The organism is Aliiroseovarius sp. B-4, from assembly GCF_056857795.1.
The window spans coordinates 14475-37701 of the sequence record NZ_JBSXNV010000029.1 but is presented as its reverse complement, the minus strand read 5'-3'; the positions used below and the strand labels follow the sequence as shown (position 1 = coordinate 37701).

Here is a 23227-nt window from a genome sequence, read left to right as displayed (position 1 = left end):
CGACCGGCATCGGCGTGGGACCGGCGGCTTTTCACCACTGACTTTTATCACCGAACTGTGTTCAGGCCTTCAATTCACAAGCGATGCGTGCCGCAAGGCGCGCGTTGTTTTTGACAAGGGCAATATTCGCCACCAACGACGCCCCGTCGGTCGCGTGGAAGATGCGATCCAACAGATAGGGAGTTACTGACTTGGCCGCGATCCGCTCCGCAGCGGCGGCGGCCAGAGCCTCTTCGATAACCGGGGTGATCACCTCGGTGGGAATCTCGTCCGCCTCGGGAATCGGGTTGGCAATGAAATGACCACCCGTCAGGCCCATGCTGCGCCGCACCTTCATTGCCGCCGCGATCTGGGCGGGATCATCCATCGACAAGGGTGCAGGAAGTCCGGAACTGCGCGACCAGAAAGCCGGAAAGTCCGTCTGGCCATATGCGATGACCGGAACGCCCAGCGTTTCCAGCACTTCAAGCGTCTTTGGCAAATCGAGAATGGCTTTCGCACCGGCCCCGACAACCGTCACTGGCGTCTTGGCAAGCTCTTGCAGATCGGCAGAAATGTCGAAGCTTGTCTCGGCCCCACGATGCACGCCGCCGATTCCGCCCGTCGCAAAGACTTCAATTCCCGCAAGATGCGCCGCGATCATCGTGGCGGCCACTGTGGTCGCGCCCGTGCCGCCGGTCGCGATGCAAGCGGCCAGATCGGCGCGCGACAGTTTTGCCACGTTCTGGGCCTGGCCCAAAGTCTCAAGCTCGGTATCGGTCAGACCGATATGCAGTCGTCCATCAAGAATTGCGATGGTGGCCGGCACAGCGTCGTTTTCGCGAATGACGGCTTCGACCTCGCGGGCGGTTTCGACATTCTGCGGCCACGGCATCCCATGGGTGATGATCGTGCTTTCCAGCGCCACGATGGGTTGGCCAATTTTGCGCGCTGTTTCAACCTCGGGCGAAAAGGTCAGGGGCAGGGTCATGTGTCGTCTTCTCCGGATACGTAATGGGCGGCGGTTTCCTGGGCATGCGCCAGCGCTTCAGCCGGATTTTTGCCCGCCATTTCGGCGGCAATATGTGCGGCCATGAAAGTGTCGCCCGCACCGGTGATCCGGCGCACGCGCACGGCCGGGCAGGGGGTTTGGATCACCCCGCGCAGCTTGCTGCCATCTGCGGCGAAGCTGCCGCCATCGGTGACAAGCACACGGTTCGCCCCGGCGGCCAGCAGCCCCTCGGCCGCTTCAAGCGCATTGTCGAACCGCTGATTGGCCAGGTATCCGGCCTCTTCGCGGTTGACATAAAGGGTGGCGCCCGGGTGTCCCATCAGGGGTGCCAATCGGCGCGCCTTGCCGGGACTGGCCGGGGCCACGCGCAGGTCGGCGTCGGCGAAGCTGGGGCGACCCGCGATGTCCGACAATAAAGGCAGCGTCAGGTTGCCATCCAGCGCAATCACGCCCGCATATGGTTTGTTGGCAGAGCCAAGCGAGCCGTCTTCCAGCGGTGCCAGAATTGCATCACCAGCAGCTTCCAGAGAATGGGCATCCGCCAATGCAGCGACCAGCCCCTGCGGCCCTTCGATGGCCATATAGACATCGGTGGGCAAACCAGGCGGGCGGTAAACATAGCTCGTGACCATGCCGCGCGCGCCGCATTCGGCCAACAGATCTTCCCCTTCGGCATCACGGCCAATCGCGGTCAAAAGGGCGGGGCGCAGATCAAATCGTTGCGCCGTCATGGCGATGTTCATGGCCACACCGCCCGGCAGTCGCGTGATGCGCCCCGGTTCGTCCGAGCCGATGCGCATCGGGTGCTGTGTGCGCCCGATCACGTCCCACAGCACGGACCCGATACAAAGAATATCATGTGTCAACGTCATGCTGTCTGTTTGCCGAGGATTGCAGCGTGACACAAGAGCGGATCAGCCGGCAACCGATCGACACAGCAAGAACCAACAAAATATAGCCAAAGCCCCGCATTTTGGGCTTGTCAGTCCCCGGGTTGGGGTCTATACGCCCCCCATCAATCCACAGGCGGGGTTGGGCTGATGAGGGAGACATCCTCGGACGTCCGCCGGTTGAGCCGGGGAATGACCAAGAGATCGAAGCCGTGAAAGTGGTTAGATTTCAAGGACATGAACTGCTCGTATGGCCCCGTCAAGGTAGAAACCGGAAAGGAAAAGAACATGGCGCTGCCTGATTTCTCACTGCGTCAGCTATTGGAAGCTGGCGTTCACTTTGGTCACCAGACTCAACGCTGGAACCCCCGTATGGGCCCGTTCATCTATGGTGAGCGCAACGGGATTCACATCCTTGACCTGACACAAACGATGCCGATGCTCGACGCCGCACTGAACGCGGTACGCGAAACAGTCGCCAAGGGTGGCCGCGTGCTGTTCGTTGGCACCAAGCGTCAAGCCGCTGGAGCAATCGCTGAAGCCGCCGAGAAGTCGGCGCAGTATTACATGAACCACCGTTGGCTCGGTGGCACGCTGACCAACTGGCAGACCGTGTCACAGTCGATCAACCGTCTGAAAGAATACGACGAGAAACTTGCGAACGGTGCTGAAGGCCTGACCAAGAAAGAGCGTCTGGGCATTGAACGCGAGCAGGCGAAACTGCAAGCGTCACTGGGCGGCATTCGCGAAATGGGCGGTGTGCCCGATTTGCTGTTCGTCATCGACGTGAAAAAAGAAGCGCTGGCGATTGCCGAAGCCAACAAGCTGGGCATCCCGGTCGTGGCCGTGGTTGACACCAACTGCCCGCCGGAAGGTGTGGATTATATCATTCCGGGCAACGACGACGCGGCCCGTGCCATTGCGCTTTACTGCGATCTGGCGTCGCGTTCGGCTCTGGACGGTATGTCGGCCCAACTGGGTGCAGCTGGCGTTGATCTCGGTGCGATGGAAGAAGCTCCGACCGAAGAAGCTGTTGCTGAAGCTGCTGAAGAAGCTGCGCCGGTCGAGTAACGACCGCACAATTGCGGGGCAGGGCGATCTGCCTCGCATTTCTTGATACAGAAATGATCCGGGGGCGGGTATATAACGCCCCAGACCCCGAGACACCAAGGAGCTGAGATATGGCAATCACTGCTGCACTCGTCAAAGAACTGCGCGAATCCACCGGCGTTGGGATGATGGACGCGAAAAAAGCACTGGTCGAAAATGATGGCGACATGGACGCCGCCGTCGACTGGCTGCGCACCAAAGGTCTGGCGAAAGCCGCCAAGAAAGCAGGCCGCACGGCCGCCGAAGGTCTGGTGGCCGTCGCCGTGTCCGGCGGCAAGGGCGTCGCCGTTGAAGTGAACTCGGAAACCGACTTCGTTGCCAAGAACGCCGAGTTTCAGCAGATGGTTTCGGGGATCGCGAATGCAGCCCTAAGCGCCAGCGATCTGGACGCGCTGAACGCGGCTGACCTGGGTGGCAAGTCGGTCGCCGACACGATCACCAACAAGATCGCCACCATCGGTGAAAACATGTCGCTGCGTCGCATGGGATCGGTCGAAGGTGAAACCGTTGTGACCTATGTCCACAATGCAGCTGCGGACGGCATGGGCAAAATCGGCGTCTTGGTTGCGATGAATGGTGGTTCGGAAGAATTCGGTCGTCAGGTTGCCATGCACATTGCGGCGGCTAGCCCGCAAGCCCTGAACGAAGCCGAGCTTGACGCGACCGTCGTTGAGAAAGAGCGCTCGATCCTGACCGAGCAAGCTCGCGAAAGCGGCAAGCCCGAAAACATCATCGAGAACATGATCAAAGGCCGCATGAAGAAATTCCTGGCCGAAGTGACTTTGCTGGGTCAGGATTTTGTGATCAATCCAGATCTGACCGTCGAGGCCGCCGCCAAAGAAGCCGGTGCCGTGATCGTTGGCTATGTCCGCATGGAGGTGGGCGAAGGGATCGCAAAAGAAGAGGCTGATTTCGCCGCCGAAGTGGCTGCTGCCGTACACGGCTGATCAGGTTTCACCACGATGTCCAGAGAGGGCCGGGCGACCGGCCCTTTTTTGTATTGATCGGGCAAGAAAAGAGCGGGATGGCTGATCGCACCTGGCACCAAATGAAGCGCGGCGCCAACGGGAAGGTTGACGCCGCAAAAGACCCACACGGGACATGTATGTTTCTTTCTAGATTTCCGGGTATTTTAGGTTGCTGGTGCCTCTGGGAAAAATACTCCATCAGCACCAGCTCCCGGTTTCCCGGAAGAATGAGACGTTGTCTGAAATCGCAGTACGTCCACCCCTTCAAGTTCCAACGGCTATAAAGCCACCACTCACGGAACAAGTCTATAATGCCTCAAAATGAAGCGAAATGGAAGTCAGGGTTTCCGTACCGTTAGGTCAACTAGATGTGATTTTTTGTTCGCAGACGGTCTACAATGGCGTGAAATTATCTTGAATAAGTTCCCTAGGGTCAATTCAATCAACCATGAGGAGAGCGAATTTGATTCAGGTATGAGATTTTGAGGATTGCCTGCGCAGTTGTATCAACCCCAAGTTTGGACCGGGCGATTCGCAAATGCTTCTCGACCGTGGCAGCCGAAACGCCCATGATCGTCGCGATGTCCTGATTGGTCTTGCCGATGCCCACCCATTCCAGCACTTCGCGCTGGCGTGCCGACAGCTTCGCACGATCGGTTTGTTGGGGCAGGGACATTATTTTCAGATGCACGACATGATTCATGGTCTCGATTCTCTTGCCATGCTCTTCCCAAATCTGATCGACCTCATCCTGAGTCAGCCCGTTCCTGGCAGTCAACGCCATCAATGCACGGGCACGTTTGGCGGATTCCGGAAACGAGATCGTATAGCCTGCGGTGACATTCATTTGACGGTTGATGTCCCGAACCTTCAGACCGCCTTCCGAAAGCTTGTCGATGTTTTCACGCACCCAGGACCAACTGCAAGCGCCGCTGTTCTTCGATGCCCATTCGATCATCGGAGAATGGCGGTACAGTTCGTCATCGGTATAGAGAAGTTTTACGTATTCGGGCGGATGAGAAGACAGTATTAACGTATCTTCACGCGGGCCAAGCGATGTTGGCGTTGTGAAATGGGTGCAACCATAGACCAGCCGGTCAAACCCAAATTCATTCATCGCCTCACAGTGAATATCCCAAAGCTCTGCGATGGACGTGCAATGACATATCCGCGCCATGTAATCGAGTGTAGGATCCATTCAGATCGTCCCGGCTTCTACAATGCTGTCATACCATGATGTTGGTAGACATGCGGCAGGGTCAGGTATTCCCGACAAATCTCGGCGCGGCGCGTCCAGAACATCGAACAAAATCATCAATCAATTCCTTTTCTCGACCGCATTCTTTGCTGCTCGTGCAATAATTGTCGAGAAAAAACAGGATGTCAGTGTTTGTCCCAAACGTGATCCGCCACCGCGGAGATCGAGGCGGTCTGTGTTACACGTGGTGTTAAGCGGTGCACAGAAAGCAAGACGCAGACGCCAGGGTGGATGATGGAGGTATTATTCCCATTTACCGAGTGTCCATTAGTGACATGATATGAGTGTGTTGCAGGATATAGCTAACATCCCACACTCATTCTGTATGTATAAATATTACATAATACTGATTATGCGATGTAAGGGTTCACATGGGAGCGCGCTACCCCAGTGCATATCCTGTGCCGCGCACAGTGCGTAGCGGATCGTCACCACCCTGTCGGCAAAGCGCCTTGCGCAAGCGTCCGACATGGACGTCGACCGTGCGCGTGTCGACATAGACATCGCGCCCCCAGACGCGATCCAGCAATTGTTCGCGGCTCCAGACCCGTCCGGGTTTTTCCATCAACGTCGACAGCAGACGAAATTCTGTCGGTCCCAGTTTCACAGGCGCACCAGCCCGCGTCACGCGGTGGCTTTCGCCGTCCAGCAGGATATCCTGATACTCCAGCCGCTGCCCCACCGCCCCCGGACGTGTGCGTCGCAACTGGGTGCGGATGCGGGCCATCAGTTCACTGACCGAGAACGGCTTGACCACGTAGTCGTCAGCGCCGGTTTCCAGTCCCCGCACGCGGTCAACCTCTTCTGATCGGGCTGACAGCATGATCACCGGGATGGTGCGGGTTTCCTTGCGCGTTTTCAGGCGGCGGCAAATTTCGATGCCGGACACACCGGGCACCATCCAATCCAGCAGCACAAGGTCTGGCGTAACCTCATCAATCAGGATCAGCGCCTCATCACCGTTTTCGGCCATGGTGACGTCATAGCCTTCGGCGCTGAGGTTATAGCGCAGGACCTCTCGCTGGGCTGGTTCGTCTTCGACCAGCAAAACGCAGGGCTTATCTGCACTCATCCCTTGGCCCCCGTTTCACTGGAGCTTGGGATCTCGTAGTTGGGCGCATTGCCTTTCGGGCGCGCCTCGTCCGGCATTTCTCCGGTCACCAGATAGATAACCTGATCCGCGATCGAGGTCACATGATCCCCCATCCGTTCGATGTTCTTGGCGATGAAATGAAGATGCATGCAGGATGAAATATTGCGCGGGTCTTCCATCATGAAAGTCAGAAACTCACGAAACAGCGCGTTATACATCTGGTCAATCTCAAGGTCACGCTGGCGCACATCATGCGCCAGATCGGCATCGCGGCGGATATAGGCATCCAGTGCGTCTGTCAGCATGGATTGCGCTTCCCCGGCCATCCGTTTAATCGCCCCTGAAGCGCCGTCGATGGGAGGCATATGCACCAGAACAGTGGTGCGCTTGGCCATGTTCTTGGCATAGTCGCCGATCCGTTCCAGGTTCGCGGCCACTTTCATCACGGTCAGAACCGTGCGCAAATCGGATGCAATCGGCTGACGCAGGGCCAGAACACGCGCGCATTCTTCCTGAATTTGCAGGTCCAGCGCGTCGATCTTCTTGTCGTTCTTGCGCACGGTATCGGCCAATTCTTCGTCCCGACGCTTCAACGATTTGGCACCTTCGCGGATGGCGTCTTCGACCATCCCGCCCATTTTCATCAGATGAGCCTGGATTTCTTCCAGGTCGCGGTCGAAGGCGGATGCGATATGTTGGTCGGTCATGTATGTCTCCTGCCCTTTGAGAGGCGATCCGTCGTCAGCCGATCCGGCCGGTGATATAGCTTTCGGTGCGGGGGTCTGTGGGGTTGGTGAATATCCGATCCGTATCCCCATATTCCACCAGGTTGCCCAGATGGAAGAACGCGGTTTTCTGACTGACCCGCGCGGCCTGCTGCATCGAATGGGTGACGATCACCACCGAGTAGTTCTCGCGCAGTTCGTCGATCAGTTCTTCCACCTGCGCGGTGGCAATCGGGTCAAGCGCCGAGCACGGTTCGTCCATCAGAAGAACCTCGGGTTCGGTCGCAATGGCTCGGGCGATGCACAGACGCTGCTGCTGTCCGCCGGACAGCCCGGTGCCGGGTGCGTGCAGTCGATCTTTCACCTCGTCCCAGATGGCACCGCGGCGCAGTGATTTTTCGACAATCTCGTCCAGGTCGGCCTTGTTGCGGGACAGACCGTGAATGCGCGGCCCATAGGCGATGTTGTCATAGATCGACTTGGGAAACGGATTGGGTTTCTGGAACACCATACCGACCTTGGCGCGCAGCTGAACAGGATCGACGCGTTTGTCATAGATGTCTTCGCCGTCCAGGCGAATATCGCCTTCGACCCGACAGATGTCGATGGTGTCGTTCATCCGGTTCAGGCAGCGCAGAAATGTGGATTTTCCACAGCCTGACGGGCCGATGAAGGCCGTGACGGTGTTGTCCTGAATATCGACCGACACATCCTTGATGGCATGCGTGTCGCCGTAATGGACCTGCACGCCTTTTGCCGTGATCTTGATGTCGTGCATCGCGGCGGTCCTTTCAATCTTTGTCATATCGTTCATGGGTTCGGTCTTTCGCATTCTTTTTTGCGGCTCACCAGCGGCGTTCGAACCGGCGGCGCAGGATGATCGCAAGGATATTCATGCTCATCAAAAAGAGAAGCAGGATGATGATGCCGCCCCAGGCGCGTTCATAATAGGCCGGATCGGCACGCTTGGCCCATTCATAGATCTGCGCAGGCATGGCCGAGTTCGGCGCCATGAAACCTTCGACTAGACCATCGGGATAGTTCGACGCGATGTAGCCCACCATGCCGATCAGAAGCAGCGGCGCGGTTTCGCCAAGCGCCTGAGCCAAACCGATGATGGTGCCGGTCAGGATGCCCGGCATGGCCAGCGGCAGCACGTGGTGAAACACGGTCTGCATTTTCGAGGCCCCTACCCCCAAAGCGGCTTCGCGGATCGAGGGTGGGACTGATTTCAGAGACGCGCGAGTCGAAATGATGATGGTTGGCAGCGTCATAAGGGTCAGGACCAGCCCGCCGACCAGTGGGGCGGATTGCGGCAAATGTGCGAACTGGATGAACACGGCCAGACCAAGGATGCCAAACACGATGGACGGCACCGCCGCAAGGTTTGAGATATTGACTTCGATCAGATCGGTAAACCCGTTCTGCGGGGCAAATTCCTCCAGATAAATGGACGCAGCCACGCCGATGGGCAAAGCGCAGGCCAGCACCACAAGCATCATATAGAAACTGCCCAGCATAGAGACTCCGATTCCAGCCTGTTCCGGGCGACTTTCCGACGCATCCGCGCCGGTGATGAAGTCAAGGTTGAACGATTTCGTCACCACACCCGCGTCTGTGAGCGCATCAATGACATCAAGATGTTCTGGTGTCAGGTTCTTGTCGCGGGCCAGGCTTTCACGGGTCACGCGGCCCTTCAGATAGCCGTCGACACGGGACGAGGCCAGCAGCTTGAACGTCACGGTCTCACCGATCTGATCCGGGTTGGCGATGACATGGTCGCGAATGTCTGCCGCTGCGCCCGAACTGATCATCTTGCGCAGGTCTTTGCCTTTGCTGAACGGGTTATCGGCCCCGATCTCGGCAATCGCGCGTGCGAGTGCATCATCAATCAGCGGGTTATATCCGAAGGTTGTCACCTTCTTGATGGCCTCGATGTCACGGGACCCGGACTTGTCCAGTTTCGCTTCCTGAAGCTCGACATTCAGGGTGATGAAACTCTGCTGAAACGCGCCCACACCTTTGAGGATGATCGAGCTGATCAGCACCACCAGAAAGATCAGGCCAACCGCGATGGCCATGATGCCACCGGCGCGAAACCGGGCCTCGGCGGCGTTGCGCTTCTTGGTGCGGGCGTCTTGGGTCAGAAGCGACGATGGCGCGCGCGGCGCGGACCCGTTGGCACCGTTTGGAAAAGCGGCGTCGGTCATTCGTATTGCTCCCGGTATTTGCGCACGATGTAGAGCGCAAGGACATTGAGACCAAGGGTCAGGATGAACAGGGTCATACCAAGCGCGAAGGCGACCAGCGCCTCGGGGCTGGCAAAATCGCTGTCGCCGGTCAACTGGCTGACAATCTTGGCGGTGACGGTCGTCATTGCTTCGAACGGGTTCAGGTCCAGCCGGGCGGCAGCCCCTGCCCCCATCACCACGATCATGGTTTCGCCAATCGCGCGGCTGGCGGCCAGCAGCACGGCACCCACGATGCCCGGAAGGGCAGCCGGCAGAACCACCTGACGAACGGTTTCCGATTGTGTCGCGCCCAGCCCGTACGAGCCATCGCGCATCGCCTGCGGCACCGCGTTGATGATGTCGTCGGACAACGAACTGACAAACGGGATCAGCATGATGCCCATGACCAGCCCTGCGGTCATCACCGACCGCGCGCCTTGCATCCACCCCAACCCGTCCGCACCGAACACAGTAACCAGCATCGGTCCGACCACGGTCAGAGCAAACAGACCATAGACGATGGTGGGAATGCCCGCCAGAACCTCCAGCATAGGCTTGGCGAAGGCGCGGGTGGCCCGGTTGGCGTATTCGGCCAGATAGATCGCCGCGAACAGGCCGATGGGCACTGCGACCAGTAACGCGACGAGCGAGATATAAAGCGTGCCCCACAGAAGCGGCAGTATGCCCAAGTGCTCGGATCCGCCGCGCCCCTCCGGGCTCCAGACCGTGCCGAACAGAAAATCGCCGGCTGGAAACATGCCAAAGAAGCTGATCGTGTTGAAGATCAGCGACAGGACAATGCCGATGGTGGTCAGGATGGCAAGGGATGCTGCCCCAATCAGCAACAGCTTGACTCCAGCCTCGACCCGGTTGCGGGCCCGGAACGTGCCCGAGGTCACGCGCATTGCGGCCAGAAAACCGCCCGCCGCAATAATCAGGACAATCACTGTCAACGCCATCGTGCCGGTTTCAGTTTTGCTGCGCAGCACTTGCGCGGCGGTCAGGATGGCGGGGCTGATATCAGCCCCAACCGCGACACCGACCTGTGCCAGTTGCCCGCGAAGATCAACAGAGGCAGCGTCAAGGCTGGCCACTCCGGCCTCGGTCAATGATGTTTGGCGGACCAGTTGATCCAGCCCGGTTGCCACGCGGTTCACGTCGCTCATGATCAGGTTCAGTTGTCCGGCATCCTCATAAAGCCCGTCGGGGATCAGGCCTGCCACGCTGGCATTGATCGCAATGGGCTGCACGACAACCCACAGTGCCAAAACAAGAAGAGCCGGCACCAGTGCCAGCATTGCAACATTGAAGCCATAATAATGCGGCAAGGAATGAAGTTTCCGCCGATCCCCCCCGACCGAAGCCATCGCGCGTCGGCGTCCAAGAAAGAAGCCGGTGACTGCCAGCGCCAGTATGATCACAAGAAGCCAAAGTGCAGACATGTAAGAACTCTTGCAGCAGCTATGCGGATCCGTTGCCGAACCCGCAGGGATAATGCGGTGCGGGACCCCTGCCCCACACCGCGTTCACTTAGTTGGTCAGCACGTCTTCCGCGGCGACTGCGGCTTGCGTGGCACCCAATTCAGGATCAGATACCAGACCATATTCTGCCAGCGGGCCATCAGGGCCAGCAATTTCATCCGCGACAAAGAACTCGGCAAATTCTTTCAGGCCGGGGATCACGCCGATATGCGCCTTCTTGATATAGAAATAGAGCGGGCGCGATACCGGGTATTCACCGGTTGCAATCGTCTCGGTTGACGGAGAGACACCTGACATGGTCGCCACTTTCAGCGTGTCGGTGTTGTTTTCGTAAAACGCCAGACCGAAGATGCCGATACCGTCTTTGTTTGAAGAAATCGAGGCCAGCGTCTCGGTATAATCCCCGTCGATATCGACCGATTTGCCATCAGTGCGCACGCCGTAGCACATTTTGGCTGCGGCCTTTGCCTTGGCTTTGTCATCATCCCCTTCTGCGATTGTCAGGAAGGCGTCATAGGCGCCGGTGGCCTTGCAGCCCTCTTCCATCACCTTGACTTCAAAAACTTCACGGGTGCCGTGCTTGGTGCCGGGAATGAAAGCCGCAATGTCGGCGTCGGGTAGGTCGGCGTTGAAATCCGACCACTTCTGATGGGGGTTATCGACCAACAGACCGTCGACGATCACTTGTTCAGCCAGCGCGTTGTAAATGTCGGCAGGCTCAAACGCCGAGAAGTCAGGGCCGTCGATCTGGCTGGCAAAGACGATGCCGTCATAGCCGATGCGCACCTCAACGATGTCGGTGACGCCCGCCGTGGCGCAGGCGTCGACCTCGGAGGCTTTGATTTTGCGCGATGCGTTGGCGATGTCGATGGTGTTTTCCCCGACACCTTCGCAGAAACGCTTCAGGCCTGCCGACGATCCACCCGATTCAATCACCGGTGTCGGGAAGTCAAAGTTTTCACCAAAGGCTTCCGCCACGATCGAGGCATAGGGCAGCACGGTCGATGACCCGGCAACCTGAACCTGATCACGCGCCGCAGCAGCAGTTGCAGACACGGCAGCGATGGCCAGGGTGGAAGCGGTCAGTTTCGCGAAGGACATGGATAGCTCCTGTTTCAATATGGCATCGCCCCCTCGGACGACATGCGGCTGTCCTATGGGTCTTGATCAAAGGTTTTGTGTAAGTTTTGTAAAAGTAATGTGACAAACCGCGTCGGACAGAAAATTTTCTGAAGATTGCGAGAAAAAGTTGTCAGGTGGGATCGGGCACCGGCAAGGTAACGGAAAAGCAACTGCCCGCGCCGGGGGTGCTTTCGATCCGCAAACGCCCGCGATGCCGGTTCACGATGTGCTTGACGATCGCAAGCCCCAACCCGGTGCCGCCCAGTTCACGTGACCGATGGTTGTCGACCCGGTAAAACCGTTCAGTCAAACGGCCAAGATGTTTGGGATCAATGCCGTCGCCATCGTCCTGCACCGTGACCTCCAGCCCCGGCCCCTTGAACGCGGGCACCTGCGCCACCGCTTTGACAGTGATCTGCACAGTTCCACCCTTGTGCCCATATTTGATCGCATTTTCCGTCAGATTGGTGAAAACCTGCGTCAGTTGATCCCGGTCCCCCACCACGATAACGGGGCGGGTGGTGTCAAAACTGGCACGCACATCGACATTGCGATCCTTTGCCGCGGGGTTGAGTGCGTTAATCACCATCAGGATCACCTGATCCAGTTCGACCAGATCGGTGGGGCGCATCCACCCCATGTCTTCAAGCCGGCCAAGTGACAACAGATCCGTTACCAGCCGATTCATCCGGCCTGCTTCTTTTTCCATGATATCCAGGAAACGTGCGCGGGCGGCCGGATCATCACGCGCCGGGCCACGCAGAGTTTCAATAAAGCCCGTCAATGCGGTCAACGGTGTGCGCAGTTCATGGCTGACATTCGCCACGAAATCTGACCGCATCTGCCCGGCCTCTTCCTGCCGCGAGACATCCAGAAATGTCAGGATGGCGCTGCGTTCAGACGAAAGTGTCGCCACATGCACATTGTAGATCAGATCGCGACCATGGGGCGAGAATACAAGACGGGCATCGGCGTGCTGCGCGCCAACAAGCACTGCTTCGATGGCCTCGAGCAATGCCGGTTGGCGGATGGCGGTCGCCACATGGCGCCCCAGCAGATCAGCGCCGAACAGGTGTGCAGCAGCACCGTTCTGGCCTGTGACCCGTTGATCCTGGCCAACCACCAAAACGGGTATCGGCAACGCTTGCAAAACTTCGCTGGACGACATCACACAGTAGCACCCTTGGTTCAGCTTTCGCTGGTACAGGGATGGCGGGATATTGTCGCCAGGTCAAACTGCAAAAAATACGGCAAACTTCATGGGGGGAGAATTGCAAACCTTTTGCTCGCCTTATATGTGTGATCCGTAATTGCGGACGACAGGCCGGGAATATCGTCCTGCGTTGCAACGAATAATGTGACTGAGGCCGCAAAAGCCTTCGAACGGGTATCGGGTTGATGACAGACAGCCGCTTTGAGAAACCAATGCTGTTGGCATTGGGGGGCGACGCAATCGCAGATGAACGGCTGAGGGATACATGTCGCTTGGCCCATATGACATGCGACACGTTTTTTCGCCTGTCGCGCGCAGAATTTGGCAAGAAAAACATTCAGTTGGTGATGTCAGCCCTGTTCTGCGCGCAAACAGATTGTATCGAGATCGGTCAGCATCTGAGCGCGCTCGGGTTTCAGGGCATCTATCTGATCCGGACAGATAGCCTGCCAGATCCGACTGTCATCAAGCGCGAATTGCACCAGCTTTATCCGGATCTGGAATGTCAGATCATGACTTCGGACGATCTGATGGATTTCCTGGGCAATCCACACACGAGCCCAAGTCAGTAGATCAGGTCATGATCGTCGCCTGTCACTTTGTCATAGTGGCGCGCAAGATAACTGAGTGCGACCCGCAGCATGTATTTCCCCGATCGCGCGGGCATCGCCATGTCGGCCTCGATGCGCTCCATGCCGCGTTCGTGGCAACAGACCGCCATCGCGATCTGGGCAAGTTCTGGTCCAAGGGCTGTAATCGCATCGGCAAATCGCTTGCGGGCATCGAGCTTGCGGTCGGACGGGTTCCCCGCCGCCGCACCGGTCGAGGATGGGATGGCTGCCTGAACACGGTCCCACGAATTCAACCCGGATACGGCGCACTGGCCCAGAGCGAAATCGCGGTGTAACCGCTCGGCAGCGCTGACCAGATCCGGTCCCAGATAGGGTTCTTGATGTCCCTTCGCGCGCCCCAGTACCCGCACGGGGCTGTCGGCGCCAATCGGGCGTTTTGATGTTGTGGCAGAACGCTTGCGGTTGCCCGGACCGGGACGATTGGACATCCCCATGAAGGTTGTCTGTGCTTCAGCAAATCCGGTCGCGCGGCTCTCCATTTGGGCCAGCATGCGGTTCAGGGCGACCCGACCTTCTGGCGTCATATGATAGCGGCAGATCCGTCCTCGCGTGCTGCCCTCGATCCAACCGCGCAGGGCCATGACTTCCACAACCTCGGTCGGACCCTTCGCCAGTGTCACAGGGTCGCCATCATCACGGGCGGCCAGCACAACGGCGGTATCAACACCCTGACTGACCACCATAACGGCCCGGTCCTTCAGCATCGCCCGCAACAGTCGCAGCATATGGGGCGACACCGGATCTTCGTCGGGGCCATCCTGCGCGTGTTCGTTTGCTGCAAGATCAGCCTGACCGTCGCGCAGCCCTGCCCCCAATCGGGTCAGCAAAGCGTCGACCAAAGGGTCATCCCTGCGCGCTTCGGTCTTGCGCACCTGACGCATCACGGTCGAGGCATGGACACCCATGTCGCGCGCAAGTGAACGGATCGACGCACCCTTCTCGGTGTGTTTCAGATAAAGGTGAACCTCGTCCGGCAACCAGCGCAGTACAGAGTTGTGTTCGATCCCAGATGGCGTCGCGTTTTGCATTCAAGCCCCTTCCAATTGGCGTTCCGTGCGTTTCGCGATATTCCACCGCACAACCGCAGGTTGAATTTTAGCCGGTAAGACCTATCATTCGATTGGTTAGCGGTTCGTTAACCCACATTGTCTGGAGAAAGGATCATTGCTGAACCGGTAAGATTTGTTAAAGGCCGCGCACGGTATCAACGAGGCTTGCGCAACACCCGCTGAGGTTGTGTCACGATCATGGAGAATCACTGAAAGGACACTCCATGACCGACGCCTTCACCTGTATAAAAGCCCTTCGTCGTCCGCGTATCCTGGTCCGCGCCGCACGGTTTGGGCTGGTTGACTATAATCGGGATAGAGATTTGAAAAAACTCATGAAAACCACGATGACGCCCAGCCCGGCAAAGGCGCTGGATGAGCTGCTACAGGAAGAGGCGCGACTGGAAGATACGCGGACATCGGGGGATGCGTCTTACTCCATCGCCCATCATGTCGAGGTGCTGATCGCGCTGATGTCTGAGCTGCGTCTGCTGCCCCAGAGCCCGCGCGAAGTCCAGTAATCCACGCGCCCCTGCACAAAGAGTTAAGGGGGCCGTTAAGCCCCCTTACCCCGATGTTAACCGACCGGAACGGACCGCGAACGATTCCACCTTAGCCGAACGCATCCGGCATCGAGGCTTTCTTGGTCTCGACATAGTCACGCAGACCTTCGGCAATACCCGGATCAATACCTGGTTGCTGGTAATCGGTCAGCAGTTTCTGCACCCGCGCCGTTGCCAGCGCTTCGGTGTCGCGCGCACCTTCTTCTTCCCATGTCTCGAACGGTTTGTAATCCAGCAGGTCGGACCGCCAGAACGCGGTCTTGAAGTTCGACTGGGTGTGCGCACAGCCCAGATAATGCCCGCCCGGCCCGACTTCACGGATGGCATCCATGGCTTGCGCGTTTTCATCAACCTCGATGCCCTTGGCAAGATGATGCAATGTGCCCAACTGGTCGGCATCCATCACAAACTTCTCAAAGCTCGCAACCAGACCGCCTTCCAGCCAACCGGCGGCATGCAGCATGAAGTTCACACCGGACAGAAGCCCCATGTTCAGACTGTTGGCGCTTTCATACGCCGCCTGCGCATCGGGCAGTTTCGATCCGTTGAACGACCCGGCAGACCGATAGGGAAGCCCTAGGCGGCGGAACAACTGCCCCGCGCCATAGGTCACATGCGCCGCTTCCGGTGTGCCGAATGTCGGCGCGCCCGAGTTCATGTCGATCGACGACACGAACGTCCCCGCCACGACCGGCGCCCCTTTGCGCACCAACTGGCTGTAGGCCACGCCCGCCAACACCTCGGCCAGCACCTGCGTCAGCGTGCCCGCCACCGATACCGGTGCCATGGCCCCGCCCACAATGAAGGGTGAAATGATCGAGGCCTGGTTGTTGGCCGCGAACACCTCCATCGCACCCATCATCACGTCGTCATATTGCATGGGCGAGTTGATGTTGATGAGCGACGTCATCACTGTGTTTTGCTGGACGAACTCCTTGCCGAACAGGATCTCGGACATCTCGACGCTGTCCTGCGCCCGTTCCGGGGCCGTGACCGACCCCATATAGGGCTTGTCCGACAGGGTCATATGGGCAAGCAGCATGTCCAGATGGCGTTTGTTGACGGGCACATCCGTCGGCTCACACACCGTGCCGCCCGAATGGTGCAGCCATTTGGACATATAGGCCAGTTTCACGAATTTGCGGAAATCTTCCATCGTGGCATAACGACGGCCGCCGGCTGCATCGCGCACAAATGGGGGGCCGTAAACAGGTGCAAGCACCATGTTCTTGCCGCCAATTTCGACATTCCGTTCCGGATTGCGCGCGTGTTGGGTGAAGCTGCTGGGCGCGGTCTTGCACAGCTCACGCGCCAATCCGCGCGGAATGCGCACCCGTTCGCCACTGACATCGGCGCCGGCGTTTTTCCAACGCTCAAGGGCGGTCGGGTTTTCAACGAAGTTGACGCCGACTTCTTCCAGAACCGTTTCGGCGTTGTACTCGATGATCTCCAATGCCTCTTCGTTGAGAATCTCGAGATTGGGAATATTGCGCGATATGGTTTTGGCGCATTCGATCCGCACAGCGGTGCGTTCCGCGCGCCGTGCTGCGCCGCCGCCTCCGCGACCACGACGGGTGGGTGCCTCGGTCATGGATGTCCTCCAAATTATCCTGTTGATGTGTGAATATCCTGCGACCCCGGTCAAATCCGCTCGCAAGCGTCCTTCATGGGGCAAAAGCGACATCTGAACGGAAAAGGTTGGAAAAAGTGTCCAACAAGTCACGAAGTGCCCATGGCGGGACTTGCGTTGCCCCCGCCCCTGCCCTAATCGGTTTCCATGACAGATCAGAGCCACGACCGCCTTCTTATCATCGACTTCGGCAGCCAGGTGACGCAGCTTATTGCGCGGCGTCTGCGCGAGTTGAACGTCTATTGCGAAATCCACCCCTATCAGAACGTCACGATGGATTTCGTGCGCGAAATGGCCCCGAAAGCGGTTATTCTGTCCGGCGGCCCCGACAGCGTCACGCGCGACGGCAGCCCCCGCGCCCCGCAAGAGATTTTCGATTACGGCGTGCCGATTCTGGGCATCTGCTATGGGCAGCAGACGATGATGACGCAGCTTGGCGGCAAGGTGGTCAGCGGCCATGGCACATCCGAGTTTGGCCGCGCCTACGTCACCCCTGAAGCCAAGTTGGATTTGCTGGATGGCTGGTTTGAACATGGGGTTGAACAGGTTTGGATGAGCCACGGCGATCATGTCTCTGAAATCGCACCGGGTTTTCAGGTTTACGGCACCTCGCCCAACGCGCCGTTCGCGATCACCGCCGACCCATCGCGACATTTCTATGCAGTTCAGTTCCATCCCGAAGTGCACCACACACCGAAGGGTGCAAAGCTGTATGAAAACTTCGTGAAACTGGCCGGGTTCAAGGGCGACTGGACCATGGATGCCTATCGCGACGAAGCGATCCGGGTGATCCGCGAACAGGTCGGCGATAAAAAGGTCATCTGCGGCCTGTCCGGTGGCGTCGACAGTTCGGTTGCCGCCGTTCTGATCCACGAAGCGATCGGCGACCAGTTGACCTGCGTGTTCGTGGACCACGGCCTGCTGCGCAAGGGTGAGGCGGAAGAGGTCGTCACCATGTTCCGCGACCATTATAACATGCAGCTGATCCACGCAGACGAGCAGGAGTTGTTCCTGGGCGAGTTGGACGGGCAATCCGACCCGGAAACCAAACGCAAGATCATTGGCAGACTGTTCATTGACGTGTTCCAGAAACACGCCGACCAGATCGAGGGCGCAGAATTTCTGGCCCAAGGCACGCTCTACCCCGATGTTATTGAAAGCGTCAGCTTTTCGGGCGGGCCGTCGGTGACAATCAAATCACACCACAATGTAGGCGGGCTGCCTGAAAAGATGGGGCTGAAACTGGTCGAACCGCTGCGCGAGTTGTTCAAGGACGAAGTGCGCGCCTTGGGTCGTGAACTGGGCTTGCCCGACCATTTCATCGGTCGCCACCCCTTCCCCGGCCCCGGTCTTGCGATCCGCTGCCCCGGAGAAATCACTCGCGAAAAGCTGGACATCCTGCGCGAGGCCGACGCGGTCTATATCGACCAGATTCGCAAGCATGGCCTCTATGACGAAATCTGGCAGGCCTTCGTCGCCATCCTGCCCGTCCGCACCGTAGGTGTGATGGGCGATGGACGGACCTATGATTATGCCTGCGCCCTGCGCGCTGTGACCTCTGTCGATGGCATGACCGCAGATTATTACCCGTTCAGCCATGATTTCCTGGGCGAGACCGCGACGCGGATCATCAACGAGGTCAAGGGCATCAACCGTGTGACCTATGATGTGACCTCGAAGCCACCGGGTACGATTGAGTGGGAATAAGCGCCTGCCGCGTTTCTTCTGTCGCCAGCCCAATTTGACCCAAAGCGTTTCACCCGTTTGGGTGGTGATCCCCTTGTTCGACACCCTCTAAAGGTGTTAACTGCGACGAGGTATCGGCCATCGTGGGACCGTAAAGCATGAAAGCAATCTTGGTGAGGGCGATCACCTTTTTCACAGCACGTTTGCGGTTTCGTCCCGTAATGTTTGTATTACAGAAGCTCAATCAGTTTCCGTTTGTATACCGCGCGGCGCGGTTTTTCGATCCGAATTACATCAGAAAAATAAGACCGTTCCGATACCAGCCCGCGGTTGCGCAGATCAACTGGCAGGGCACCAGGTTGTTGGTCGACCTCAACGACCATATCGGATTTCAAAGTTTCATACGAAACGAACCGTTTGAAATGACGGTCTATACGATGGCCAAAAAGCTCGGCCTTTCAGGAGGCGACGTCATTTTGGACATCGGTGCCAACATCGGAACCGCCAGCATTCCGATTTGTCGCGAACGTGGTTGCGAGCTTGCAGCGGTTGAGGCGTCGAAAGACACGGCGGCACAATTGCTCAGAAATATTTCGCTGAACGATGTGAAAGCCCATGTGGATGTGATTGCGCTTGGTTCTTCGTCAGGTGTTGACGGGTTTCTGAAACTGCATCTGCGCGACGGGAACCGAGGGGCGAACTCACTACATGAAGACTGGTCAACATCGGTTGGCGTTGACACTTTCGAATGGGTGCCCTGTCAATCGCTGGATGATTACGTGGCGCGGTCTCCGTTTGCAGACCGGATCAAGTTGATCAAGATTGATGTTGAAGGCGCGGAACTGGATGTCCTGCGCAGTGGGCGCACCTTCCTGTCCCGCAACACCGCGCCAATTCTTTTGGAATATCGGATCGACGCCGGCAAAAAGACAAGGACAATGTTGCATCAGGTTCTGGATGACCTGGACGACAGCTATGAGGTGCACGCGCTGGACGAGGCCGGAAACAAGCATCCATTTGATCGCGACACAGCTTACGCGAACGTGCTTTTCGAACGGCGGACAAAGGACGCACGCGCCTGAGTGTTTCGGCTTTCAAAACCGAAATCGTCTGTTAACGTGCCGCCATGCCTAAGATATTCCTGACCGGTTACATTGATGTTCCCGAAGCGCGACGTGCTTTGGTTCACGACGCGTTGCCCCAGCACATCGCCTTGACCCGGGCGGAACCGGGCTGTCTTCGCTTTGACGTCACGGAAGATGAAACCAGTCCGGGTCGCTATCTTGTTTCTGAACTCTTTGCCTCACGGGTCGATTTTGACGCCCATCAGATGCGCGCGGCCCAAAGCCCATGGGCTGCCGTCACCGCGGGCATCCCGCGTCACTACACCATTGAAGAGGTCTCAGCGTGACACCCACCGTGCGTGCCGCATTTTGGATGACCGGCGCGATTGCCTCGTTTTCGGCGATGGCCATTGCAGGGCGCGCGGTCAGTCACCAACTGGATACGTTCGAGCTGATGCTCTATCGATCCTGCGTAGGGTTTGTCATTGTTCTGACAATACTCATTGCACGCGGTCGGCAGAACGAAATCACGATGCTCAATGCGCCGCTGCACGTGGTCCGAAACCTTGCCCATTTTGCGGGGCAGAATCTTTGGTTCTTCGCCCTGACAGCCATACCACTTGCACAAGTCTTTGCGTTGGAGTTCACTTCGCCCCTGTGGGTCGCGGCATTATCGCCGCTGGTGCTGGGCGAACGGCAGACCGTGATCCGGGCAATCAGCGCTGCGGTGGGCTTTGTCGGCATTGTAATCATAGCGCAGCCCGGTTCTGGCGCAGTGAACTCGGTGGGTCTTGGCGCGGCGGCACTGTCGGCGATCTGTTTTGCCTTTACGGCGATGCTCACCCGCCGGTTGACCCGGTCTGAAACGACATTGGCGATCCTTCTTTGGCTCACCTCAACGCAGTTGGTGTTCGGTATGGTAACAGCGGGGTATGACGGGGACGTCACCCTGCCCAGCCTGGCAACCGCACCGTGGCTGGTTCTGATCGGCTGCGCCGGTCTTCTGGCGCATGCCTGCCTGACCACCGCCCTGTCGCTCGCCCCGGCCTCGGTGGTGATCCCCATCGACTTTACCCGCCTGCCCCTGATCGCACTGATTGGCGCGGTCTTTTATGACGAACCGATTGGTTGGGCACTCGTGCTGGGCGGGAGTCTGATTGTTGTGGCGAACCTTGCCAACATCCGCGCCGAGGCGACACCTCGCGCGTCCTAGTTCACCCAATACAACTTATGCAATAGCCGGTCGAAGCCGGATTTTCGCTTGAAACCGTGTCCTTTCCACATCGCTTAACCGGTTATAAACGGCGCTGTGTTATGTGACCCAAGGTAACGATTGACCAATATCAAGTGCGACAAATAGCCTTGCCCTAATGTAACATATCTAGTTCGGACAGTTTGTGGTTCACGGGAGGAATGATGAACAAACTTACACTCACAACCGCTGCGCTTTTCACCGCCGCAGCAACCACCGCTCAGGCGGGGATCGACAGGTCTGACCAGGACATCTCGATCCTGTTTGAAGAAGGCAACTACCTGTCCTTCTCATATGCCAATGTCAGCCCGACCATCGAAGGTGTCGGTGCCGGCGTTTTTCCGATCAGCCAATCGGCGGTTGATTTTTCGATGTTTTCGCTGGGCTACAAGACCCAGTTGAACTATAACCTGAGCCTTGCGCTGATCTGGGACCAACCCTTTGGCGCAAGCATCCAATATATCGACGCCCCCCTTGCCCCTGGCATGGCGGAAGTCAAAAGCTCTGCCCTGACGGGAATTCTGCGCTATGAAATGGGCAACGGGTTCTCGGTTCACGGTGGTGTCCGCGCCCAGAAAGTATCGGGCGAGATCATTTCAAGCCTTGGCGCCCTGAGTGCCGAAAGCGGCAACGAATGGGGTGGTCTGGTCGGTGTGGCATATGAGAAGCCTGAAATTGCTCTGCGTGTCGCCCTGACTTATTTCACTTCGGTTGACCACGCTCTGACTGGTTTCCGCGCCACGCCGTTTGGCGTGGACGCCGTGACTGGCTCCGTCACCATGCCGGAGGCCTTCAACCTCGATTTCCAGACGGGCATTGCAGAAAACACGCTGGTGTTCGGCTCGATCCGTCATGCCATGTGGGATGGTATCTCGCTTGACACGACCGGCCCGGCTTTCGGGGATGCAAACTGGGTGAACTTTGTTGAAGATATCACCTCGTACGAGTTGGGAATCGGTCGCCGTCTGAACGACAACTGGTCGGTTTCGCTGTCCGTCGGCTATGAGAATGGGATGGATACCGGTGCTACTTTCCTGGCCCCTGCCGGTGCATCGAAATCCGTTGCTCTTGGCGCGAAATACACCCAAGGCAACTACGATATCTCGGCCGGCGTTCAATACACCAAATTCGACAGCAAGACCGTCACATCCGGTGGCCTGCCCGTCGTCTATGACGGTGGCAGCGCCGTTGCCGTCGGCGTGAAAATGGGTCTGCGCTTCTAAGCGACCCCTTGCGTCAGAAACACAGAATGCCCCGTGCCGACCGCGCGGGGCGTTTTCATTTTCCCTTTCCGTCCCAATCTGATGCGAACCATTTGACCCGCCCGCTTTCCCCGCTTACCAAGGGGCAAAATGGTGGATGCAAGATGTTGTATCAAAACGCACAGGAATGGATAGATGCCCCGCATAAGCGGGTGTTGTTCTTTGGCATGTCCGGGCTGGGCAAGACCTATCTTTCGACAATGCTGCGCGAACAGGGCGATTGGTTCCACTATTCCATCGATTACCGGATCGGCACCCGGTACATGGACGAATACATCACCGACAATCTGAAAACCGAGGCGATGAAAATCCCCTTTTTGCGCGAGCTTCTGCTGTCGGATTCGATCCGCATCGCACCCAAGGTAAGATTTGATCACCTGACCCCGGTTGCGACCTATCTGGGCAAACCGGGCGCGCCTGACAAAGGTGGCGTGCCAATCGAAGAATATCGCCGACGGCAAACGCAGTTTAGAACGGCGGAAACTGCCGCCCTGATGGACACCGGCCATTTCATCGACCGGGCCGAAAACATCTATGGCTATCCCCATTTCATTTGCGACAGCGGCGGATCCATCTGCGAATGGATCGACCCGGCCCTGTGCGAAAACGATCCACTGATTGCCGAACTCAGCCAGCACTGCCTTCTGGTCTGGCTCAGGGGGGACAAGGCTCATACCCGGCGACTGGTGGAACGCTTTGACCGCGCGCCCAAACCAATGGCGTATCAACCGGAGTTTCTGGCGCGTATCTGGGAAGATTATTTGTTAAAAAACAGCGTCAAGGCCGACGATGTTGAACCCGACGATTTCATCCGTTGGACCTATGCGCAGGCGCTTGCCCATCGCCAGCCACTCTATGAGCATATGGCGCGCTACGGTGTATCGCTCTGTGCCCATGACGTTGCTGCCATCAAGACCCCGGACGATTTCACGGCGATGATCGCCACGGCCATTGACGCCGCCTGATCCTGCATTATCTGACAGACTTCACCCGCAACCCAAGGACA

Annotated in this window: 22 protein-coding genes; 10 read left to right on the top strand and 12 right to left on the bottom strand. The window is 57.9% G+C overall.

The annotated features are described in order from the left end of the window. Positions 1-61: 61 nt before the first annotated feature. Positions 62-970, bottom strand: a complete 909-nt coding sequence (locus tag AC13C8_RS03405) for a pseudouridine-5'-phosphate glycosidase (RefSeq protein ID WP_482846374.1) — start codon at positions 968-970, stop codon at positions 62-64. Beyond that, on the bottom strand, positions 967-1863 hold the full coding sequence (locus AC13C8_RS03400) for a PfkB family carbohydrate kinase (protein ID WP_091430058.1): 897 nt from the start codon (positions 1861-1863) through the stop codon (positions 967-969). The genes AC13C8_RS03405 and AC13C8_RS03400 overlap by 4 nt, the downstream gene beginning before the upstream one ends. 306 nt (positions 1864-2169) lie before the next feature. On the opposite strand from AC13C8_RS03400, the gene rpsB reads away from it, so the two are divergent. Both rpsB and tsf read left to right on the top strand, forming a co-directional pair. Further along, the gene (gene rpsB, locus AC13C8_RS03395; RefSeq protein WP_091432245.1) at positions 2170-2952 is read left to right on the top strand and encodes a 30S ribosomal protein S2; all 783 of its coding nucleotides are present in this window, start codon (positions 2170-2172) and stop codon (positions 2950-2952) included. A 110-nt stretch (positions 2953-3062) separates the two neighbouring features. Continuing rightward, positions 3063-3938 carry a translation elongation factor Ts gene (gene tsf / locus AC13C8_RS03390; RefSeq protein ID WP_482846373.1) on the top strand — a complete coding sequence of 292 codons (876 nt, stop codon included), beginning with the start codon at positions 3063-3065 and terminating at the stop codon, positions 3936-3938. 463 nt (positions 3939-4401) lie between these two features. Here the strand turns inward: tsf and AC13C8_RS03385 are convergent, their stop codons facing one another. From AC13C8_RS03385 to AC13C8_RS03350, 8 genes are all read right to left on the bottom strand, one after another. Then, positions 4402-5157 (bottom strand): helix-turn-helix transcriptional regulator, encoded by a 756-nt coding sequence (locus AC13C8_RS03385; protein WP_482846372.1) that lies wholly within the window; start codon positions 5155-5157, stop codon positions 4402-4404. Between the two features lie 442 nt (positions 5158-5599). Continuing rightward, the gene (gene phoB, locus AC13C8_RS03380; protein ID WP_482846371.1) at positions 5600-6289 is read right to left on the bottom strand and encodes a phosphate regulon transcriptional regulator PhoB; all 690 of its coding nucleotides are present in this window, start codon (positions 6287-6289) and stop codon (positions 5600-5602) included. Further along, positions 6286-7017 (bottom strand): phosphate signaling complex protein PhoU, encoded by a 732-nt coding sequence (gene phoU, locus AC13C8_RS03375; RefSeq protein WP_091430064.1) that lies wholly within the window; start codon positions 7015-7017, stop codon positions 6286-6288. Before phoU ends, phoB begins: the two co-directional genes overlap by 4 nt. Before the next feature lie 34 nt (positions 7018-7051). Continuing rightward, positions 7052-7849: a phosphate ABC transporter ATP-binding protein PstB gene (gene pstB / locus AC13C8_RS03370; protein WP_091432248.1), complete on the bottom strand. Its 798-nt coding sequence runs from the start codon at positions 7847-7849 to the stop codon at positions 7052-7054. Positions 7850-7880: 31 nt separating this feature from the next. After that, entirely contained in the window at positions 7881-9245 is a 1365-nt protein-coding gene (gene pstA, locus AC13C8_RS03365) for a phosphate ABC transporter permease PstA (protein WP_482846370.1), read from the bottom strand. After that, entirely contained in the window at positions 9242-10708 is a 1467-nt protein-coding gene (gene pstC, locus AC13C8_RS03360; protein ID WP_091430067.1) for a phosphate ABC transporter permease subunit PstC, read from the bottom strand. Before pstC ends, pstA begins: the two co-directional genes overlap by 4 nt. An 88-nt stretch (positions 10709-10796) precedes the next feature. Then, positions 10797-11849, bottom strand: coding sequence for a substrate-binding domain-containing protein (locus AC13C8_RS03355; protein ID WP_482846369.1), 1053 nt, complete (start codon positions 11847-11849; stop codon positions 10797-10799). 151 nt (positions 11850-12000) lie between these two features. Then, on the bottom strand, positions 12001-13038 hold the full coding sequence (locus AC13C8_RS03350) for an ATP-binding protein (RefSeq protein WP_482846368.1): 1038 nt from the start codon (positions 13036-13038) through the stop codon (positions 12001-12003). A gap of 230 nt (positions 13039-13268) precedes the next feature. Here AC13C8_RS03350 and AC13C8_RS03345 point away from each other — a divergent pair, with 230 nt between their 5' ends. Then, complete coding sequence (locus AC13C8_RS03345; protein ID WP_482846367.1) at positions 13269-13655, top strand: hypothetical protein; 387 nt, start codon at positions 13269-13271, stop codon at positions 13653-13655. Here AC13C8_RS03345 and AC13C8_RS03340 read toward each other — a convergent pair. Further along, complete coding sequence (locus tag AC13C8_RS03340; RefSeq protein WP_482846366.1) at positions 13649-14743, bottom strand: DUF6456 domain-containing protein; 1095 nt, start codon at positions 14741-14743, stop codon at positions 13649-13651. The two genes, AC13C8_RS03345 and AC13C8_RS03340, sit on opposite strands and share 7 nt — an antisense overlap. 245 nt (positions 14744-14988) lie before the next feature. On the opposite strand from AC13C8_RS03340, the gene AC13C8_RS03335 reads away from it, so the two are divergent. Further along, entirely contained in the window at positions 14989-15285 is a 297-nt protein-coding gene (locus AC13C8_RS03335) for a DUF6477 family protein (RefSeq protein WP_091430075.1), read from the top strand. 91 nt (positions 15286-15376) lie between these two features. Here the strand turns inward: AC13C8_RS03335 and AC13C8_RS03330 are convergent, their stop codons facing one another. Beyond that, positions 15377-16918, bottom strand: coding sequence for a trimethylamine methyltransferase family protein (locus AC13C8_RS03330; protein WP_482846365.1), 1542 nt, complete (start codon positions 16916-16918; stop codon positions 15377-15379). 186 nt (positions 16919-17104) lie between these two features. Here AC13C8_RS03330 and guaA point away from each other — a divergent pair, with 186 nt between their 5' ends. The 6 genes from guaA to AC13C8_RS03300 all read left to right on the top strand — a co-directional run bounded on the left by guaA (position 17105) and on the right by AC13C8_RS03300 (position 23186). After that, entirely contained in the window at positions 17105-18664 is a 1560-nt protein-coding gene (gene guaA / locus AC13C8_RS03325) for a glutamine-hydrolyzing GMP synthase (protein WP_482846364.1), read from the top strand. Positions 18665-19005: 341 nt separating this feature from the next. Then, the gene (locus AC13C8_RS03320; RefSeq protein WP_482846363.1) at positions 19006-19725 is read left to right on the top strand and encodes an FkbM family methyltransferase; all 720 of its coding nucleotides are present in this window, start codon (positions 19006-19008) and stop codon (positions 19723-19725) included. A gap of 44 nt (positions 19726-19769) precedes the next feature. Beyond that, complete coding sequence (locus tag AC13C8_RS03315) at positions 19770-20054, top strand: putative quinol monooxygenase (protein WP_482846362.1); 285 nt, start codon at positions 19770-19772, stop codon at positions 20052-20054. Then, positions 20051-20920 (top strand): DMT family transporter, encoded by an 870-nt coding sequence (locus tag AC13C8_RS03310; RefSeq protein ID WP_482846361.1) that lies wholly within the window; start codon positions 20051-20053, stop codon positions 20918-20920. The genes AC13C8_RS03315 and AC13C8_RS03310 overlap by 4 nt, the downstream gene beginning before the upstream one ends. Positions 20921-21123: 203 nt before the next feature. Then, positions 21124-22182 carry an OmpP1/FadL family transporter gene (locus AC13C8_RS03305; protein ID WP_482846360.1) on the top strand — a complete coding sequence of 353 codons (1059 nt, stop codon included), beginning with the start codon at positions 21124-21126 and terminating at the stop codon, positions 22180-22182. 143 nt (positions 22183-22325) lie between these two features. After that, entirely contained in the window at positions 22326-23186 is an 861-nt protein-coding gene (locus AC13C8_RS03300; protein ID WP_091432253.1) for an ATPase, read from the top strand. Positions 23187-23227: the final 41 nt, after the last annotated feature.

Bases quoted from the DNA above. Each gene is read 5' to 3' on its own strand.
- phoB (WP_482846371.1), bottom strand. From the start codon at position 6,289: ATGAGTGCAGATAAGCCCTGCGTTTTGCTGGTCGAAGACGAACCAGCC.
- AC13C8_RS03315 (WP_482846362.1), top strand. From the start codon at position 19,770: ATGCCTAAGATATTCCTGACCGGTTACATTGATGTTCCCGAAGCGCGA.
- guaA (WP_482846364.1), top strand. From the start codon at position 17,105: ATGACAGATCAGAGCCACGACCGCCTTCTTATCATCGACTTCGGCAGC.
- pstA (WP_482846370.1), bottom strand. From the start codon at position 9,245: ATGACCGACGCCGCTTTTCCAAACGGTGCCAACGGGTCCGCGCCGCGC.
- AC13C8_RS03340 (WP_482846366.1), bottom strand. From the start codon at position 14,743: ATGCAAAACGCGACGCCATCTGGGATCGAACACAACTCTGTACTGCGC.
- AC13C8_RS03330 (WP_482846365.1), bottom strand. From the start codon at position 16,918: ATGACCGAGGCACCCACCCGTCGTGGTCGCGGAGGCGGCGGCGCAGCA.
- pstC (WP_091430067.1), bottom strand. From the start codon at position 10,708: ATGTCTGCACTTTGGCTTCTTGTGATCATACTGGCGCTGGCAGTCACC.
- AC13C8_RS03405 (WP_482846374.1), bottom strand. From the start codon at position 970: ATGACCCTGCCCCTGACCTTTTCGCCCGAGGTTGAAACAGCGCGCAAA.
- phoU (WP_091430064.1), bottom strand. From the start codon at position 7,017: ATGACCGACCAACATATCGCATCCGCCTTCGACCGCGACCTGGAAGAA.
- AC13C8_RS03335 (WP_091430075.1), top strand. From the start codon at position 14,989: ATGACCGACGCCTTCACCTGTATAAAAGCCCTTCGTCGTCCGCGTATC.
- pstB (WP_091432248.1), bottom strand. From the start codon at position 7,849: ATGAACGATATGACAAAGATTGAAAGGACCGCCGCGATGCACGACATC.
- AC13C8_RS03305 (WP_482846360.1), top strand. From the start codon at position 21,124: ATGAACAAACTTACACTCACAACCGCTGCGCTTTTCACCGCCGCAGCA.
- AC13C8_RS03345 (WP_482846367.1), top strand. From the start codon at position 13,269: ATGACAGACAGCCGCTTTGAGAAACCAATGCTGTTGGCATTGGGGGGC.
- AC13C8_RS03400 (WP_091430058.1), bottom strand. From the start codon at position 1,863: ATGACGTTGACACATGATATTCTTTGTATCGGGTCCGTGCTGTGGGAC.
- AC13C8_RS03350 (WP_482846368.1), bottom strand. From the start codon at position 13,038: ATGTCGTCCAGCGAAGTTTTGCAAGCGTTGCCGATACCCGTTTTGGTG.
- tsf (WP_482846373.1), top strand. From the start codon at position 3,063: ATGGCAATCACTGCTGCACTCGTCAAAGAACTGCGCGAATCCACCGGC.
- AC13C8_RS03355 (WP_482846369.1), bottom strand. From the start codon at position 11,849: ATGTCCTTCGCGAAACTGACCGCTTCCACCCTGGCCATCGCTGCCGTG.
- AC13C8_RS03300 (WP_091432253.1), top strand. From the start codon at position 22,326: ATGTTGTATCAAAACGCACAGGAATGGATAGATGCCCCGCATAAGCGG.
- rpsB (WP_091432245.1), top strand. From the start codon at position 2,170: ATGGCGCTGCCTGATTTCTCACTGCGTCAGCTATTGGAAGCTGGCGTT.
- AC13C8_RS03385 (WP_482846372.1), bottom strand. From the start codon at position 5,157: ATGGATCCTACACTCGATTACATGGCGCGGATATGTCATTGCACGTCC.